The sequence below is a fragment of the Apibacter sp. B3546 genome (assembly GCF_009827885.1).
In the GTDB taxonomy this organism is placed as follows: Bacteria; Bacteroidota; Bacteroidia; order Flavobacteriales; family Weeksellaceae; genus Apibacter.
Map to the genome: position 1 here is coordinate 167,982 of NZ_WINW01000002.1, position 16,366 is coordinate 184,347.

General features: G+C 31.5%; 15 protein-coding genes. 4 read left to right on the forward strand and 11 right to left on the reverse strand.

All coding sequences use genetic code 11. From position 1 onward, the window contains the following. Positions 1-21 precede the first annotated feature (21 nt). Together folP and serB are read left to right on the forward strand one after the other, a co-directional pair. Positions 22-843: a dihydropteroate synthase gene (gene folP / locus GFU93_RS00875; protein ID WP_160566257.1), complete on the forward strand. Its 822-nt coding sequence runs from the start codon at positions 22-24 to the stop codon at positions 841-843. A 32-nt stretch (positions 844-875) separates the two neighbouring features. Further along, positions 876-2,108 carry a phosphoserine phosphatase SerB gene (serB, locus tag GFU93_RS00880; RefSeq protein WP_160566260.1) on the forward strand — a complete coding sequence of 411 codons (1,233 nt, stop codon included), beginning with the start codon at positions 876-878 and terminating at the stop codon, positions 2,106-2,108. A gap of 66 nt (positions 2,109-2,174) precedes the next feature. On the opposite strand, the gene mtaB is transcribed toward serB, so the two are convergent. Together mtaB and GFU93_RS00890 are read right to left on the reverse strand one after the other, a co-directional pair. Further along, a complete protein-coding gene (gene mtaB, locus GFU93_RS00885) occupies positions 2,175-3,509 on the reverse strand; it encodes a tRNA (N(6)-L-threonylcarbamoyladenosine(37)-C(2))-methylthiotransferase MtaB (protein ID WP_160566263.1) in 1,335 nt (444 codons plus the stop codon). Between the two features lie 131 nt (positions 3,510-3,640). Then, on the reverse strand, positions 3,641-4,375 hold the full coding sequence (locus GFU93_RS00890; protein WP_105297711.1) for a carbonic anhydrase: 735 nt from the start codon (positions 4,373-4,375) through the stop codon (positions 3,641-3,643). 188 nt (positions 4,376-4,563) lie between these two features. On the opposite strand from GFU93_RS00890, the gene GFU93_RS00895 reads away from it, so the two are divergent. After that, positions 4,564-5,751: an MFS transporter gene (locus tag GFU93_RS00895; RefSeq protein WP_160566266.1), complete on the forward strand. Its 1,188-nt coding sequence runs from the start codon at positions 4,564-4,566 to the stop codon at positions 5,749-5,751. A 74-nt stretch (positions 5,752-5,825) separates the two neighbouring features. Here GFU93_RS00895 and GFU93_RS00900 read toward each other — a convergent pair whose 3' ends face one another. From GFU93_RS00900 to GFU93_RS00915, 4 genes are all read right to left on the reverse strand, one after another. Continuing rightward, a complete protein-coding gene (locus tag GFU93_RS00900) occupies positions 5,826-6,689 on the reverse strand; it encodes a glycosyltransferase family 2 protein (protein ID WP_160566269.1) in 864 nt (287 codons plus the stop codon). Positions 6,690-6,715: 26 nt separating this feature from the next. Further along, complete coding sequence (gene recR, locus GFU93_RS00905; protein WP_160556690.1) at positions 6,716-7,330, reverse strand: recombination mediator RecR; 615 nt, start codon at positions 7,328-7,330, stop codon at positions 6,716-6,718. 24 nt (positions 7,331-7,354) lie between these two features. Next, a complete protein-coding gene (gene trxB / locus GFU93_RS00910) occupies positions 7,355-8,311 on the reverse strand; it encodes a thioredoxin-disulfide reductase (RefSeq protein WP_160543245.1) in 957 nt (318 codons plus the stop codon). Between the two features lie 198 nt (positions 8,312-8,509). Beyond that, complete coding sequence (locus tag GFU93_RS00915; RefSeq protein ID WP_160566272.1) at positions 8,510-9,691, reverse strand: M14 family zinc carboxypeptidase; 1,182 nt, start codon at positions 9,689-9,691, stop codon at positions 8,510-8,512. Positions 9,692-10,002: 311 nt separating this feature from the next. Between GFU93_RS00915 and GFU93_RS00920 the strand changes: the two genes are divergently transcribed. After that, complete coding sequence (locus GFU93_RS00920; RefSeq protein ID WP_160566275.1) at positions 10,003-10,512, forward strand: helix-turn-helix domain-containing protein; 510 nt, start codon at positions 10,003-10,005, stop codon at positions 10,510-10,512. Between the two features lie 84 nt (positions 10,513-10,596). Here GFU93_RS00920 and rplS read toward each other — a convergent pair whose 3' ends face one another. From rplS to GFU93_RS00945, 5 genes are all read right to left on the reverse strand, one after another. Next, positions 10,597-10,950, reverse strand: a complete 354-nt coding sequence (gene rplS / locus GFU93_RS00925) for a 50S ribosomal protein L19 (protein ID WP_105297718.1) — start codon at positions 10,948-10,950, stop codon at positions 10,597-10,599. A 272-nt stretch (positions 10,951-11,222) separates the two neighbouring features. Continuing rightward, entirely contained in the window at positions 11,223-12,314 is a 1,092-nt protein-coding gene (gene ychF / locus GFU93_RS00930; protein ID WP_160543242.1) for a redox-regulated ATPase YchF, read from the reverse strand. 235 nt (positions 12,315-12,549) lie between these two features. Continuing rightward, a complete protein-coding gene (locus tag GFU93_RS00935) occupies positions 12,550-13,152 on the reverse strand; it encodes a thioredoxin family protein (protein ID WP_160566277.1) in 603 nt (200 codons plus the stop codon). Between the two features lie 230 nt (positions 13,153-13,382). Further along, the gene (gene aroC / locus GFU93_RS00940) at positions 13,383-14,444 is read right to left on the reverse strand and encodes a chorismate synthase (protein WP_160566280.1); all 1,062 of its coding nucleotides are present in this window, start codon (positions 14,442-14,444) and stop codon (positions 13,383-13,385) included. Positions 14,445-14,553: 109 nt separating this feature from the next. Next, positions 14,554-16,290 (reverse strand): thiamine pyrophosphate-dependent enzyme, encoded by a 1,737-nt coding sequence (locus GFU93_RS00945; protein ID WP_160566283.1) that lies wholly within the window; start codon positions 16,288-16,290, stop codon positions 14,554-14,556. Between the last annotated feature and the right edge of the window lie 76 nt (positions 16,291-16,366).

Sequence of the window (16,366 nt, forward strand, 5' to 3'; positions counted from 1 at the left end):
TTACAGATTCAAATAAGATATATGATAATTAATATTAATGGTGATTTGGTCGATTGTAATGAGCCTAAAGTAGCTGGAATACTAAATGTTACTCCGGATTCTTTCTTTGATGGAGGTAGGTATTCCACTATTGATAAAGCTTTAAAACAAACAGAAAAATTAATAGATGAAGGCGCTGATTTCATTGATATTGGCGGACAATCCACTCGTCCGGATTCCGAATTTTTATCTGATGAAACAGAACTAAGCATAGTAATTCCTGTAATTAAAGCTATTAAAAAAGAATTTCCTCGGGTAAAATTATCGATCGATACCTTTTGGTCTAAAGTTGCCATTGAAAGTGTCAATGAAGGAGTGGGAATGATTAATGATATTTCGGGAGGTACTTTAGATAATAAAATGTTTGAAACTATGGGAAAACTCAACGTTCCTTATGTTTTAATGCATATGAGAGGAACTCCTCAAACTATGGGAAATTATACAGATTATGAAAATCTAATCACCGATATTAATTATTACTTTTCTAAAAAAATTAGTGAATTACGAAAATTTGGAGTCAATGATATTTTATTAGATCCGGGATTTGGATTCAGTAAGACTTTACAACAAAATTACGATTTGCTGAAAAATATAGATAAATTCAAAATATTTAATCTTCCCTTATATATAGGAATTTCCAGAAAGAGCATGATTTATAAATGTTTAGAAACATCTGCTGAAGATGCATTGATAGGTACGTCCGCATTAAATTTTTATGCCTTACAAAAAGGTGCTCATATTTTGCGTGTTCATGATGTGAAAGAAGCAAAACAAATGATTAAACTGTGGAAAATGTTAAATTAATAATTAAATGATTTAAAAAAATTAATTTTCACATGAAAAATTCATCAGAAATAATTTTAGTCAGCATATCAGGAGTTGATAAACCGGGAATAACAACAGCAATCACTCATATCTTAGGAAAATATAATGCAAAAATACTTGACATTGGTCAAGCCAATATACATCATTCTTTATCCTTAGCTATTATTTTCATGTCTGAAAACGGAAGTTCCGGAAACATTTTAAAAGAAATTTTATTTAAAGCCAATTCATTAGAAATTAATGTTAGATTTTCAGCCTTAACCAAAGAAGAATACAGTAATTGGGTTAAAGTTCAGGGTAAAAACAGATACATAATAAATATTTTAGGTAAAGAAATTAGTGCTAACCAAATTTCTGAAGTTTCTAAAGTTTTATTGGATTTTAAACTTAATATCGAACGGATTATACGTTTAACTCAACGCATACCTTTGGATCGAAATATTGATCGAACTTGCTTTGAATTTGCTGTAAGAGGGAATTTATCTAACCTAAAAGAAATACAAAATAAATTCTTATCCTTATCATCTGATTTAAATATTGATATTGCCTTACAGGAAGAAAACAAGTACCGAAGAATGAGACGCTTGATCTGCTTTGATATGGATTCAACCTTAATTCAAACTGAAGTTATCGATGAACTTGCAGAAAAAGCCGGAGTTGGAAATGAAGTTAGAGTCATCACTGAGTCTGCCATGAACGGAGAAATAGATTTTTCCGAAAGCTTTAAAAGAAGAATAAAGTTATTAAAAGGCTTGAATGAAAACGTTTTAAAAGAGATAGCAGAAAATTTACCCATTACTGAAGGTCTCGAACGACTGATGGGAGTTCTTAAGAAAAGTGGATTTAAAACAGCAATTATATCCGGAGGATTTACCTATTTCGGAGACTATCTCAAAGATAAATTTGGATTCGATTATGTATTTGCCAATAAATTGGAAATTATTGATGGAAAGTTAACAGGTAATTACATTGGTGATATTGTGGATGGCAAAAAGAAAGCCGAATATTTAAAATTAATTTCAACTTTTGAAAATATAGATATACAACAAACTGTTGCAGTTGGCGATGGGGCAAATGATTTACCTATGTTATCCATAGCCGGACTCGGAATTGCATTTCATGCGAAGCCAACGGTCAAACAAAATGCGAATCATTCCTTATCTACCATCGGATTAGATGGAATTTTATATTTCTTAGGATATAAAGATTCATCCGAAGATATAGAAATGACTTCTATTTCTTAACATTTGAGTGTAAAGTTAAATTAAACGTAAACCGACGGTTTATGTGTACTAATTTTAATACTTAGATTAGTAAGCTGCAATGGTAGATCTTACCAGCACATTTCCAAAAGAATCAAGTTTTTCCAGGTAAACTTCTTCTAATTGGTTAATAAGTTTAGGATTATAAGGTTGGCTAACGCGTACGTAATTTTCAGTATATCCGTACATCATCCCATTTTTGTTCTCATGCTCCCAAAGAACCGTTTTAACTTTGCCTAATTGAGATTCATAAAATGCATGGCGTTTTTTTTCAGACAGAATTTTTAACATTTTATTCCTTTTTTTGCGCTCAGAATAAGGTACCCTGTCTTCCATATGAACAGCTTCTGTATTATCCCTCTCCGAATAAGTGAAAACATGTAAATAACTAATCGGCAGATTTTGTAAAAAATTATACGTTTCTAAGAACTTTTCTTCCGTTTCTCCTGGAAAACCTACAATTACATCAACTCCTATGCAAGCATCTTTGATTACAGAATGTATCTTATGGATTCTCTCGTCGTATAAATGAGTCAGATATCTTCTCTTCATTTTCTTCAACAAATCATCGCAGCCGGATTGTAAAGGAATATGGAAATGAGGAACGAAAATTTTCGAATCAGCAACATAATCAATAATCTCATCCTTAAGCAAATTTGGTTCAATGGAAGATATTCGTATGCGCTCTATGGCTTCTACCATATCTAAATTTTGTATTAATTCTAAAAAAGTATGTTGATGTTTTTTATTTCCAAACTCACCTTTTCCATAATCGCCAATATTCACGCCTGTAAGTACAATTTCTTTAATTCCTTTCTCAGAAATTTCTTCGGCTTGTTTAATAATGGTTTCAAGCTCTGCAGAACGTGAAATTCCTCTTGCTAAAGGAATTGTACAATACGTACATTTATAATCACAACCATCCTGTACTTTTAAAAAAGCACGTGTTCTGTCTCCAATTGAATAGGAACCTACAAAAAAATCAGCTTGATCAACCTCACAAGAATGAACTTTTACTTCAGAATCTTTTTTAAGATCCATAATATACTTGTGAATATTAAACTTTTCTTTTGCACCCAAAACTAAATCTACCCCGTCAATCTTACTGATTTCATGCGGTTTTAATTGAGCATAACAACCAATAATACAAATCAAAGCATCAGGATTTAAATGTAACGCTCTTTTAACGATAGTTTTACACTCTTTATCGGCATTATCGGTTACCGAACATGTGTTGATAATATAAACATCTGCTGTTTCTTCAAAAGATACCTTTACAAATCCTTCCTCAATTAATTGTCGAGCAATTGTAGAAGTTTCAGCAAAATTTAATTTACATCCTATGGTATGAAAAGCTACGGATTTCCTGATTTCGTTTAGCATAGTGCAAAATTACGTATTTAATTTATTTACTGAAATTAATATAATTAGTATTAAATAATTTTTATGATTTTATTAAAATTCCCTGATTATTAAAAGTATAATCAGGGAATTTAAGTTATGACTGTATTTTTTTAATTATTAAATATTTTTCTACCGTTTAAAGGTTGAAGAGGTCTGTTATTTGATTTTGGTAAGTGATATTTTATTTCATCAATTTCTTCTTCGCTCATTGTGATCGGATTTTTAAATACGATCCAAGTGACATTTTCTGCACAAGGAGGGGTAGTCAAAGATCCTAAATAAGTGTAATAAGATTTATCTTTTGGATATAAATTTTCAGGATTGAATTTTATAACCGTATTAATTTTTCCTAACCCTTTTAATGATTTAAAAATTTCGAGTTTTTCAAAATAAGAATTTAAATTTCCCTCTTTTACCATAACACCAATTACCAATACTGAACCATCTTCTGCTTTATGAACAAAATGTAATTCCAACGGGTATCTCACTCTATCAATGGTATGTTCAGATTCTTCATGAGCGTGGAATTGAACTAAGGTATAAACTTTTTTGTTGTACGTAATGGTACTTCCCGATTTAAAATCAAATTGAAGAGAATGCCCATTGTCTTCGATATCCTCGATTTCTCCGGATCCGTAATTAAATTGTATAGGCGATAAATCTTTTTTATAGTTAGATTTTGAAATGTTAATTGGCGATTGAAATTTACCTATACCGCATTGTTTTCCCTCTTCCAATTCTCCCCAATGTTCAGGAGAAGATTCTCCTTCATATCCCCAATGATGATTTTGAGAATAGCTCATACTTGCAGCAAGTATACTTAAAAATAAAAATACTTTTTTCATTGTTTTATCTATTATAATTTAGCACAAAATTATATAACCAAGAAACAATATAAATGTTAAATTTTTGTTAATTAGTTTAATTTAAAACAAAATGTTCTCATTTAAGAGCTATACATAATATTTTATGATTTTACAAACTTGCGAATTAAATTTGCAGCTAATTTTCAAAAAAAATCAAAATTTAATTCATGACTAACGCAATTGATTCGAAGCCTAACAATCTATCGCCCAAAAGAATCCGTTTGGGAGTATTTGCTTTTTACTTTTCACAAGGAATATGTTTTTCCAGCTGGGCCAGCAGAATTCCCGATATTAAAAACTTTTTAAAATTAGGGGATGCTTCCTGGGGAACTATTTTATTAATGCTGCCGGTTGGTCAAATTTTAGGGATGACCCTATCGGGATTTTTAATATCTAAAATGGGAAGTAAAAAAATATTGATAGCTTCTCTGCCTTGCTATGCTTTAAGTTTATTATTAATCGGATGTTCACAAACCGAATTAATGTTAATTCTTACTTTAATTTTGTTTGGCTTTTTTGGTAATTTTTGCAATATTTCCGTTAATACTCAAGGAATACTTGTTGAAAATCTATACAAAAAATCCATCATGTCTTCTTTTCATGGAGGATGGAGCATAGCCGGATTTACCGGTTCATTAATAGGATTAGTAATGGTAAATTTAGGGCTATCGCCTTTTCAACATTATTTGTTTATTCTTTTTACAGTAGGGATACTTATTTTATTTAATTTCAAATATCTACAAATAGACGCAAAAAATATTTCTGATAAAAATTCAGAAACAAAAAGTACAAAAGAGAAGCAAAAACCTGAAAAATTTTTATTTCTTTTGGGAATTACTGCTTTTTGTGGTATGGCTTCCGAAGGTGCCATGTTTGATTGGAGCGGGATATATTTTGAAGAAATCGTTAAAGCTTCCAAAAATTGGGCTCCTTTAGGTTTCACCTCGTTTATGATTATGATGGCAAGCGGTCGTTTTATTGCTGATCATGCCATACAAAAATGGGGAAGAAAACGTGTAGTTCAACTAAGTGGTATACTGATATCATTGGGCTTATTTATTTCTGTTGCTTTTCCTAATCTGATTATTACTACTTTGTCTTTTATGATTATCGGTTTAGGAGTATCCAGCATAATACCCACTATTTACAGTTTATCAGGACAGAAAACTAAAATTCCAACCGGCATGGCATTGACTATAGTTTCCAGCATAGGATTTATAGGTTTTTTATTAGGTCCTCCGGTAATAGGTTACATATCCGAAGCTCTTAATCTTAGATTTTCCTTTGCTTTAATAGGTATTTTTGGAATTTGTATTTTTATACTTTCTTCTAATTTAAAAGTTTTTAAAGATTAAAATAAGTAGTTTTCCAAAAAAACAATGCTCATAAATTTAAATAAATTTATGAGCATTGTTTTATAAATATTGTGTTATTTTTTTCTTTGCATGCTAAATATTAATAAAGCTAAATAATATCTTATTTTTAATCCGAACAATAGGAAAATATACATTACAAAAGGCTTTTTAAAATATTTTCTTACAAAAATTTCCATAGCATTATAGAAATTTTTGTAATACGATTTATCTATTTTAGTTGCTGCTCCTTTATAATGTATTATGGAAGTTTTCCCGTAATAATAATTTTGATAACCGGCTTTTAAAATAGTATAACTTAGATCGATATCTTCACCATACATAAAATAAGATTCATCGAAACCTCCTACTTCAGTATATATTTTTTTGGTAGTAAAGAAAAAGCATCCTGTTAAAATTTCCACTTTTCCAATATCATATTCACCCAATTCCGTATTATAATAGCCTTTAGATTTTTTTGATTTACTAAAAAATAATTGGCTGAATAACTTATCAAATGTATTTTTAGGATTCGGATAATTTCTCTTCGATTCCGGACGATAATGGTTGTGTTCATCGGTAATTCGAACCCCTAAGGCTCCAAATTTTTTTGCATGTTCGGCAAAAGGTATAATTTTTTCAAAAACATCCGGCTTAACAATAGTATCGGGATTGAGAATTAGTAAATAGTTTCCATTTGAATACGCCACACCTATATTATTTGCTTTAGAGAAACCTAAATTTGCCGAATTTTGAATCCATTTAACTTGAGGAAATACTCGCGTTATAAATTCTTTGCTACCGTCATTGGAATTATTGTCTACAATAATAATTTCTGCATCAATAGTTTTTATTGCATGTAAACAACTTTGAATGCAATTTTTTAAAAGATCTTTTACATTATAATTAACAATAATAATTGAAAGTTGTTTCAAATTCATTAATTATTTTTTAATTACTATAAGAACTACTTAATTCCTTGTTTATAAGGTACTCTGTTTTGTATGGAACGTATTAAAGTTAACTCATCTGTATATTCAAGTTCATCACCGACTCCTATTCCCCTTGCTATTGCAGTGAATTTTATATGAGAATCATTCAATACTTTATACAAATAAAACATGGTTGTGTCTCCTTCTATAGTAGCACTTAATGCAAATATAATTTCCTCTGTTCCCTGTTCTTTAACTCTTTCAATTAGCGGATTGATACACAAATCGGTTGCGCTGACTCCTTCCATAGGGGAAATTCTTCCCCCCAATACATGATATTTCCCATTGAACTGTTGGGTACTTTCTATTGCCATTACATCTCTTACATCTTCAACTACACAGATAATTTTTTCATTTCGATACGGATTTGCACAGATGGTACAGATCTCAGTATCCGATAGATTGTTGCACAGTTTACAGTGCTTTATTTCATGTACTAACTGACTAATTGATTTTGATAAATTATCTGCCTGAATTTCAGGTATATCCAATAAATGCAAGGCTAAACGTAGGGCCGTCCTCCTTCCAATACCCGGAAGTTGTGAAATTTCTTCAACTGCTTTTTCTAATATTTTGCTGGGATAATTCATACAATTATCAAGACCTGCTTAAATTTAATGATGATCTAGGGACGATACATATTTTTCTGCATCCAAAGCAGCCATACAACCTGCTCCTGCGGCAGTAATTGCTTGTCTGTATTTTTTATCGGCAACATCACCCGCCGCAAAAACTCCCGGAATATTTGTTTCTGTACTAAATGGCTTAACATGTAAATATCCGGTTTCGTCCATTTCCAATTTACCTTTAAATATCTCGGTATTGGGTTTGTGTCCGATAGCAATAAATATTCCGTCTACATCCAATACTTTTTCTTCGTTGTTTAAATTATCAATAACCACTGCTTGAGAAACCAAATTATTATCGCCTTTTAAATCTTGCAATTCGGTATTATACATAAGTACAATATTAGTGGTAAGGTCTACTCGTTCTTGCATAATTTTAGAAGCTTTTAAATAATCTTTACGTACAAGCATATAAACAGTCTTACATATTTTTGCTAAGTACGTTGCTTCTTCTGCTGCCGTATCTCCGCCTCCTACAACTACCACATTTTTACCTCTGTAAAAAAATCCGTCACAAGTGGCACAAGCAGAAACTCCGCCTCCTCTATACGTTTTTTCAAAATCTTTACCTAAATATTTTGCACTAGCACCCGTTGAAATAATAATAGTCTTAGTTTTAAATTCTTTTCCCGATATAGTTTTTACAATATGTATGTCTCCTACATTTTTTCCTAATTCAACCTCTGATACGGTATCGATGATAACTTGAGTGCCGAATTTTTCGGCTTGTTTTTGTAACTGAATCATCATTTCAGGACCGGTAATCCCATCGGGATATCCGGGAAAATTTTCAACTTCGGTCGTAGTCGTTAGCTGTCCCCCTAATTCTAAACCGGTGATCATAAGCGGATTCATTTCTGCTCTGGCAGCATAAATTGCAGCCGTAAATCCTGCAGGGCCGGAACCTATAATAATAGTTTCTAATATATCTGTGTTTTCTGTCATCTTTATCATATATAATTAACCGGGCAAAGTTACTAAATTTATCTTTGAGACTGTGTGTAAGCCTATGTAAACTCTATATAATACTATTATGATTTACTATCTAAAAGGACGGTAAATGAATTATTTCAAGTATTAAGCAATTTTTTCCGCTAATATTAGAAATAAATTATCATGTTTGAATATATTGTTAAGTAACTATTAAGCAAATGAATCCAATTTTTTTCCATTTACAATAATCCACTCATCTAATTTAAAATCAGCCAAGATGCCTATTTTAGGAAACTGTATGGCAGAGTCCGCGAAAACGATACATCTTCCTTCTGCATCAATTTCCTCATGTCCATACATGAATGAAAGGTCTCCAATGTCTTCTATTTTGGCAATAAATGAAAGTTCATTTTCTCCCTTAGTAATCTTTTCTGCATATTGTATACCAATATCAACTGTTTCTTTTTTATCTTCACGTATGCGTACATTTCTATATATAATATCAAAAAATGATAAAGAATTATTAGGTATTTCATTATATAATTCATACCCCTTTTGCCATTCATCCTTAATAGAGGCATAATATAGAGCAGTAATCAACGATAATGTAAAATATCGTCTGGTTATTTGACGATAATAATCTTTGGGAAAATGCCCTCCTTCAAACAATATAGTAGGAATTCCTAATTTTTGAAAATTATCACCGACTGATCTTGGATAAAATTCATCGGTAAACCTTGATATCTTATTAGGTAGAAGTTTTGAAATTTCTTGATAAATATCAGCTATTAATCCCATCGATTTTTTTCGGGTTTCAGTCACCTTTCTATCAACCGATTCCGATGGCGATAAAAAAGCCAGGGTGGCCGGTTCTTTTTTTCCTTCTACTCCGAATATAGTTCTTTGATCGTGTAGATTAAACGCTAAATCATATTTTTTTTCACTTGCAGTTTTTTTTAATACTTGCATTTCTATTGATGAAGCGGTTAAAAAATCCCGATTAATATCAATTCCTAAACGATTTCTTCGTGTCCAAATTTCAGCGCCATCCGGATTTAACATGAAGATAATATCGAGAGTAAACTTGTTGAGAATTTCATGTGAGCAATTATTTTCACTTTCAAAAAATTTAAGCAAATCTAAACAACTTAAAGTACCCGTTGTTTCGTTCCCGTGCATTTGGGTCCATAGTAATATATTTTTAGGTCCTTTTCCTAAAGTCAATTTATATATAGGTTTATTAAGTTCCGATCTTCCAATTTCTGTAAGTAAACTTTTATAATTATTCATTAAAAAATCGGAAAGCTCCGAAGGGTTTACATATCTATTTTTAAAATTTTCTTCGATACTTAAATTTTCATTTAAATCAAAGATTTTAAACTCTGCAGACATAATTATATTTTTTACAAAGATATTCAATTATACACAGTTTTCTTGATTTACATTTGTAATTTACATTTGTAAAACAATCTTCTTTCCTAAATTATTAGTTCTGATATTGTGTCATATAATTATAAGTTATTTATTTAATTTTCTTATTAAAAAATATTTAATTATCTATTTACCAGTATTTTATACATATTTATTTAATGTTTTTATTGAAATTAACTTTAAGTTATTTTTTGACAGAATCTATGGTGTTTTTAGTAACTTTGTATTTATTATTCTATTTCACATATGTAAATAGTTAACATTTGTAAATCATGGAAATTGATAAAAGAATAGCTACACTCATAGAAATATTAGGTTTAACATCAGGAGAATTTGCAGATAAGATAAATGTCCAACGATCGAGCATTTCGCATATCACTTCTGCTCGAAATAAACCTTCATTAGATTTTTTAGAAAGAACTCTATCTGTTTTTCCTGAAATAAATTCTGAATGGCTTATTTTAGGAAAAGGAAAACCTTTGAAATCTCAATTGGAAAATAATAAAAAGGAAAGTTTAGATTTAGAAAATAAGACGGTTCAGGAACAACCATCCCCTACACTCTTTTCTTTAGATGAAATGGATCAAAAACAAAAAGATTCTTCACACTCTAATAATGATAATACTATTCAAGCGCCTGAGAATCGCGTAAAAGAAAATTCTCAGACAGAAGATCAAATAATTAAAAATTCAATCCTGCAGAAAACGAAAAATAACAAGAAAAAAATAGAAAAAATCTTAATTATATACGAAGATCATACGTTTGAAGTATTCGAAAATTAATTTTTAAAAGGAAAGTAAAAACCAAAAAAAAGAGGAAAATTTAAATTTTCCTCTTTTATTTTAAAATAAATGCTAAATGTAATATTATTTAACTCTAGCATCTTTAATTCTTGCTTTTTTACCACGTAGATCTCTAAAATAGTAAATTCTTGCTCTACGTACTTTTCCTCTTCTGTTAACTTCAATATTTTGAAGCGCTGGCATATTAATAGGAAAAACTCTTTCAACACCTACATCACCGCTCATTTTTCTGATAGTGAATGTTTTGGTTGCTCCGGTTCCTTTAACCTGAATAACTACCCCTTTAAAATACTGGGTTCTTGTTTTATTACCTTCTTTAATTTCGTAATAAACAGTTAGGGTATCCCCGGCTCCAAATTTTGGAAATTCTTTTTTTGCGATGTACTTATCCTGTACGTACTTAATTAATGGTTCCATTTAAAAAATATAACAGTTATAAAATTGAATAACATTCACGTCTTTCGTCAGAGGTTAATCAATTGGGTGCAAAATTAATAATTCTAATTTAATTGCACAAATACTATACGTAAATTTAAAATTCTTTTGAATACTAAAAAGTTTTATAACAAATAGCTGAATAATTTTATAATGTATTCAAATACGAGTTCCTTTATTTATAATCTATGCTAAATAAAGGAGACGTGTTTTAAAAATATAGTTTAAAACTAAACGATTGATATTAAAATAGCTTAAACATTAAATCGGAAATGAATAATATCTCCATCGTTAACGATATATTCTTTACCTTCAACCGATAATTTTCCGGCTTCTTTAACTTTAGCTTCCGATCCGTAAGTTACAAAATCTTGATAGGAAATAACTTCAGCTCTAATAAATCCTTTTTCAAAATCAGAATGTATTACTCCGGCAGCTTGAGGAGCTGTCCATCCTTTTTCAATAGTCCAAGCCCTAACTTCTTTAACTCCGGCAGTAAAATAAGTTTGTAAATTTAAGAGTTTGTATGCTTGGCGAATCAAGCGATTTACTCCCGGTTCTTCTAAATTTAATTCTTCTAAAAATATTTTACGCTCTTCATAGGTTTCCAATTCAGAAATGTCTGCCTCAATTTGAGCCGCTAATACAATCACTTCCGCCTTTTCGTTTTTTACCTTTTCTTTTACTTTTTCAACAAATTCATTGCCCTCTTTTGCTGATTTTTCATCTACATTACACACATACATGATAGGTTTAAAGGTCAAGAGTTGTAATTCTGCAATAATCGGCTCTGAAATAGAATCTGTTTCGAATTCTCGTGCATTTTTACCTTCTTCAATAAAAGCTCTCAACTTTTCCAACACAGACACAATTTGCTGCTCTTCTTTATTTCCTGCTTTAGCCGCTCTTTTGGATTTATCCAATTTTTTTTCAATGGTTTCCAAATCTTTAAGTTGCAGCTCAATATCAATAATTTCTTTATCTCTAACCGGATCTATAGTTCCTTCAACATGGGTAATATTATCATTTTGAAAACAACGCAACACATGGATTATTGCATGGGTTTCTCTGATATTAGCTAAAAATTGATTTCCCAAACCTTCTCCTTTACTGGCTCCTTTAACTAAACCGGCAATATCTACTATTTCCACTACGGCAGGCACTACCCTTTCCGGCACTACTAATTCTTCAAGTTTATTTAACCTTAAATCAGGCACAGAAACTGTACCTACATTCGGTTCGATGGTACAGAACGGATAATTAGCCGATTGTGCTTTTGCATTAGATAAACAATTAAATAAAGTAGATTTCCCTACATTGGGTAGACCAACAATTCCACATTTCATACTCGAAAAATTTGTGACAAATATATAAAATTATAATTTAGCCTAAGAACTGGCTCTTTAAATCAAAATATGTGTATACGAAAAAACTAGTATCCCACTAAAACATTGATGCAATGAGTATTTTATTATATACAAAGGATAGAATTAGATAAGATCTTTTGCCAAATTAAAAAAATAAAGATTTGTAATAACTTATGTAAAGAATACTATAGATTTTCGAAAAAATTAAACATTTTTACTGTAAAATCTTTTCCAACAATTCTTCTGAAATGGTACGTCCTTTATCCTTGTTATAGAATCCTTGAATATCCTTTGCAAAATCGTCATGGGTATAGTTTTCAGGATCTGTTTTATATTTTTTTAGGAAAGGTGCACAAGGTTTAGGTCTAGGCCCCCAATGAGCAATTTCTTCGAAAGTTTCCGCATCAATAAAAATTACAATGGGAATTGCCTTTCCTCCATTAGTTAGATATTGATTAATCAATAATTCATCTTGATCTCTAAAAAAAATTCTCATGTCCAACCCCTCGGATGATTCGCAAATTTTATTGACTACCGGCACTATTTGCGCTGCATCTCCACACCATCCTTCGGATATGACTAATATATGAATTTTACGACTAATTTTCTTCAAGCCTGAACTCACTGATTCATCCAATACGAGCGTTTTATCATTCCTATGGATTCGGCTCAAATTTAAACGGGTGTATTCAGCAAGTTTTTTAATATCTTCATTTTTAGAAAGTAAACCTTCTTTTGCTTGAATCTCTATAATATCTTTATATTCATTGTAAGACACTCCTTTGTCCCAATAGTTTTCTAATTTTATTGAATCCATCGTATATTTATTAGCTGTTACCATTTTATAGTTTGGTAATCTTTATTAATAACAAAAATTACATGTTTTCAAATACATAATTTGATATATTCTTTATTTAACCGATAAATTGAAAATATAGTTATGTATATTCTTGGTTTGTTAAACGAAAGATATCTTCAAATAGTATTTCAACTGGTAAAGGATAATTTCTGCCAATTGTATGTAAAGGTTTATTTTAAAATTAAAAATTACATTTTTCTAACTTTATTCATCAACCAAAAGTCAGCCAAAATAAAAGCTGCAATAGCTTCTACAACAGGAACCGCCCTGGGAACCACACAAGGATCATGTCTTCCCTTCCCTTTAATTGAACATACATTTCCGTTTTCATCTATCGTTTGTTGCTCTTTCATAATGGTAGCAACCGGCTTAAAGGCAACTTTAAAAACAATATCCATACCGTTGGATATTCCCCCTTGTATACCTCCCGAATTATTCGTCAGTGTTTTTCCTCCTTGAGTAAAAATATCATTATGTTCAGAACCTTTTAATCGAGTACCTGCAAAGCCACTGCCAATTTCAAAACCTTTAGCTGCATTTATACTCATCATTCCTTGAGCCAATCTGGCAGATAATTTATCAAAAATCGGTTCGCCTAAACCCATTGGAACATTTTTAATCATACAGGTTATGACTCCGCCAATAGTATCTCCATCCTTTTTAATTTCAGCTATTTTCTGAATCATTTGTTCAGCAGTTTCCCAATCAGGACATCGAACTATATTAGATTCCGTTTGGCTTAAATCCAGTTCATGGATATTCTTTTTCAAAGTAATTTCCCCTACTGAAGAAACAAATGCATGGATAGATATTGAGGATAGTAATTGTTTAGCTAAAGCTCCGGCAACAATCCAGTTAGCTGTTTCCCTTGCTGAGGTTCTCCCCCCGCCTCGATGGTCTCTGATTCCATATTTTTGAAAATAAGTGAAGTCTGCATGTGAAGGTCTGAAAATACCGGTATTATGATCGTAATCATTGGATTTTTGATTGGTATTTTTAATAACAAATCCAATAGCTTGTCCTGTTGTTTTTCCTTCAAAAATGCCGGAAAGAAATTCTACCTTATCGTCTTCTTTTCGTTGAGTTACAATTTTCGATTGTCCGGGTTTTCTGCGATCCAATTCTTTTTGTATTTCATCAAAATTAACGGATAATCCAGCTGGAAAACCATCAATTACGCCTCCCAGTGCCTGTCCATGACTTTCACCAAAGGTAGTAAGCTTTATAAATTTACCGAATTCGTTGAACATATGCTTACAAATGTAAGAAATAAAGTAAATGTATACCTAGCGTTAATTATAAAAACAGAAAATCTAAATTAGATTTTCTGTTTCATTAAGATATTCGATTACTTATCCTTTAAATTAAGGATTTTATATGTTTGATATTGCTTTGAATTGTGTCAACCACTTCTTTAATATTTCCTCCAAGCATCATTTTAGTCATGGAAGTAGTCATACCTTTAATTTGGCTCCATTCAATTTTAGGCGGTAAAGCAAGTGAATTGGGATCGGTCATTACATTAACTAAAACCGGTCCTTCCGTTGAAAATGCTTCTTTTACAGCTCCTTCAACCTCTTCAGGCTTATTAACATTTATTCCTTTAAAGCCCATAGCCATTGCTATCATGGCAAAATCAGGATTTACCATATCGGTTTCATTGTCAGGGATACCATCCACTTCCATTTCAAGTTTTACCATTCCTAAGGATCGATTATTAAACACAAATAATTTGACAGGCAATTTATATTGATATATAGTGGCTAAATCCCCTAAAAGCATTGAAATACCACCATCTCCGCAAAAAGCTATAATTTGTCTGTCAGGATGAGATAAGGATGCTCCTATGGACATCGGCATGGCATTAGCCATCGTACCGTGACTGAAAGAACCTAACATTTTTCTTTCTCCTGTGGCATGAATATATCGCGCCCCCCATACACAGCACATACCGGTATCTACGGTAAATATGGCATCTTTAGCTGCTAGATTATTGATAACTGAGGCTACATATTCGGGATGAATTAAATTTTCTTTTCCCGGATCTTTAACATATACATCTAAATCTTCTTTAACTTTATCGTATTTTTTCAGCTGTTTTTTAAGAAAAGAATCATCTTGTTTTTCTTCAATCAAAGGCAATAATACAGATAAAGTATCTTCAATTTTTCCGCACAATCCCATATCTACTTTAGCTCTTCTGCCTAAACGGTCTGCCCTTTCGTCAATCTGAATTATTTTTTTATTGGAAGGCATAAAATTCGCATACGGAAAATCTGTACCCAAAAGTAGTACTACATCCGCTTCGTGCATACTTTGGAATGCAGAAGGCAACCCTAATAATCCGGTCATGCCCACTTCATAAGGATTATCATATTGTATACCCATTTTACCTCTAAAAGAATATCCTACAGGAGCTTTCAATTTACCTGCAAGTTTTACCAAGTCTTTGTGAGCTTTCGAAGCACCGATACCGCAATAAATGGTAACTTTATCATGTTCATTAAGAACATCTGCCAACTCTTGTAGTTCTTTATCGGATGGTCTTAAAATAGGTTCGTTTTGATAAACTTTTAAAGAACTCAAAATATCTTCCGCCGGTTTTGATTCTAAATCACCGGGTAACCCGAAAACGGCTACGCCTTTTTTAGATATAGCATTTTGAATTGCTCTTTGTAACATTCTAGGGGCTTGTTCCGGTAATGTTGCGATTTGGTTGTATACACTGCAATCATCAAATAGTTTGGTTATATTAGTTTCTTGAAAATAATCTGTACCAAATTCTCTTGTTCCACACGTGGAGGCAATAGCGATAACAGGTACATTTGCCCTGTTTGCTTCATACAATCCATTAATTAAATGTACATGCCCGGGGCCGGAACTACCGGCACAACAAGCAATGCCTTCCAATTCAGCTTCGGCTGCGGCAGCAAAAGCACCGGCTTCTTCATTCCTAACATGGATCCATTGTATTTTTCCGTTTTTTTTAATGGCCCTGTTAAGCTCATTTAAACTATCGCCTGTTACAGCATAAATCCTTTTTATACCGGCATCAACTAGTATTTCAACTAATTGATCTGCTACTTTTTTTTCCATAATAATTTTTAAATTTATAAAGTATATTTAGATACTGAATGCACAAAATTTGTTCCAGGTAAATATACTTTATTAA

Coding starts and splice junctions, on each gene's coding strand:
- folP (WP_160566257.1), top strand. CDS start 22: ATGATAATTAATATTAATGGTGATTTGGTCGATTGTAATGAGCCTAAA.
- serB (WP_160566260.1), top strand. CDS start 876: ATGAAAAATTCATCAGAAATAATTTTAGTCAGCATATCAGGAGTTGAT.
- mtaB (WP_160566263.1), bottom strand. CDS start 3,509: ATGCTAAACGAAATCAGGAAATCCGTAGCTTTTCATACCATAGGATGT.
- GFU93_RS00890 (WP_105297711.1), bottom strand. CDS start 4,375: ATGAAAAAAGTATTTTTATTTTTAAGTATACTTGCTGCAAGTATGAGC.
- GFU93_RS00895 (WP_160566266.1), top strand. CDS start 4,564: ATGACTAACGCAATTGATTCGAAGCCTAACAATCTATCGCCCAAAAGA.
- GFU93_RS00900 (WP_160566269.1), bottom strand. CDS start 6,689: ATGAATTTGAAACAACTTTCAATTATTATTGTTAATTATAATGTAAAA.
- recR (WP_160556690.1), bottom strand. CDS start 7,330: ATGAATTATCCCAGCAAAATATTAGAAAAAGCAGTTGAAGAAATTTCA.
- trxB (WP_160543245.1), bottom strand. CDS start 8,311: ATGACAGAAAACACAGATATATTAGAAACTATTATTATAGGTTCCGGC.
- GFU93_RS00915 (WP_160566272.1), bottom strand. CDS start 9,691: ATGTCTGCAGAGTTTAAAATCTTTGATTTAAATGAAAATTTAAGTATC.
- GFU93_RS00920 (WP_160566275.1), top strand. CDS start 10,003: ATGGAAATTGATAAAAGAATAGCTACACTCATAGAAATATTAGGTTTA.
- rplS (WP_105297718.1), bottom strand. CDS start 10,950: ATGGAACCATTAATTAAGTACGTACAGGATAAGTACATCGCAAAAAAA.
- ychF (WP_160543242.1), bottom strand. CDS start 12,314: ATGAAATGTGGAATTGTTGGTCTACCCAATGTAGGGAAATCTACTTTA.
- GFU93_RS00935 (WP_160566277.1), bottom strand. CDS start 13,152: ATGGATTCAATAAAATTAGAAAACTATTGGGACAAAGGAGTGTCTTAC.
- aroC (WP_160566280.1), bottom strand. CDS start 14,444: ATGTTCAACGAATTCGGTAAATTTATAAAGCTTACTACCTTTGGTGAA.
- GFU93_RS00945 (WP_160566283.1), bottom strand. CDS start 16,290: ATGGAAAAAAAAGTAGCAGATCAATTAGTTGAAATACTAGTTGATGCC.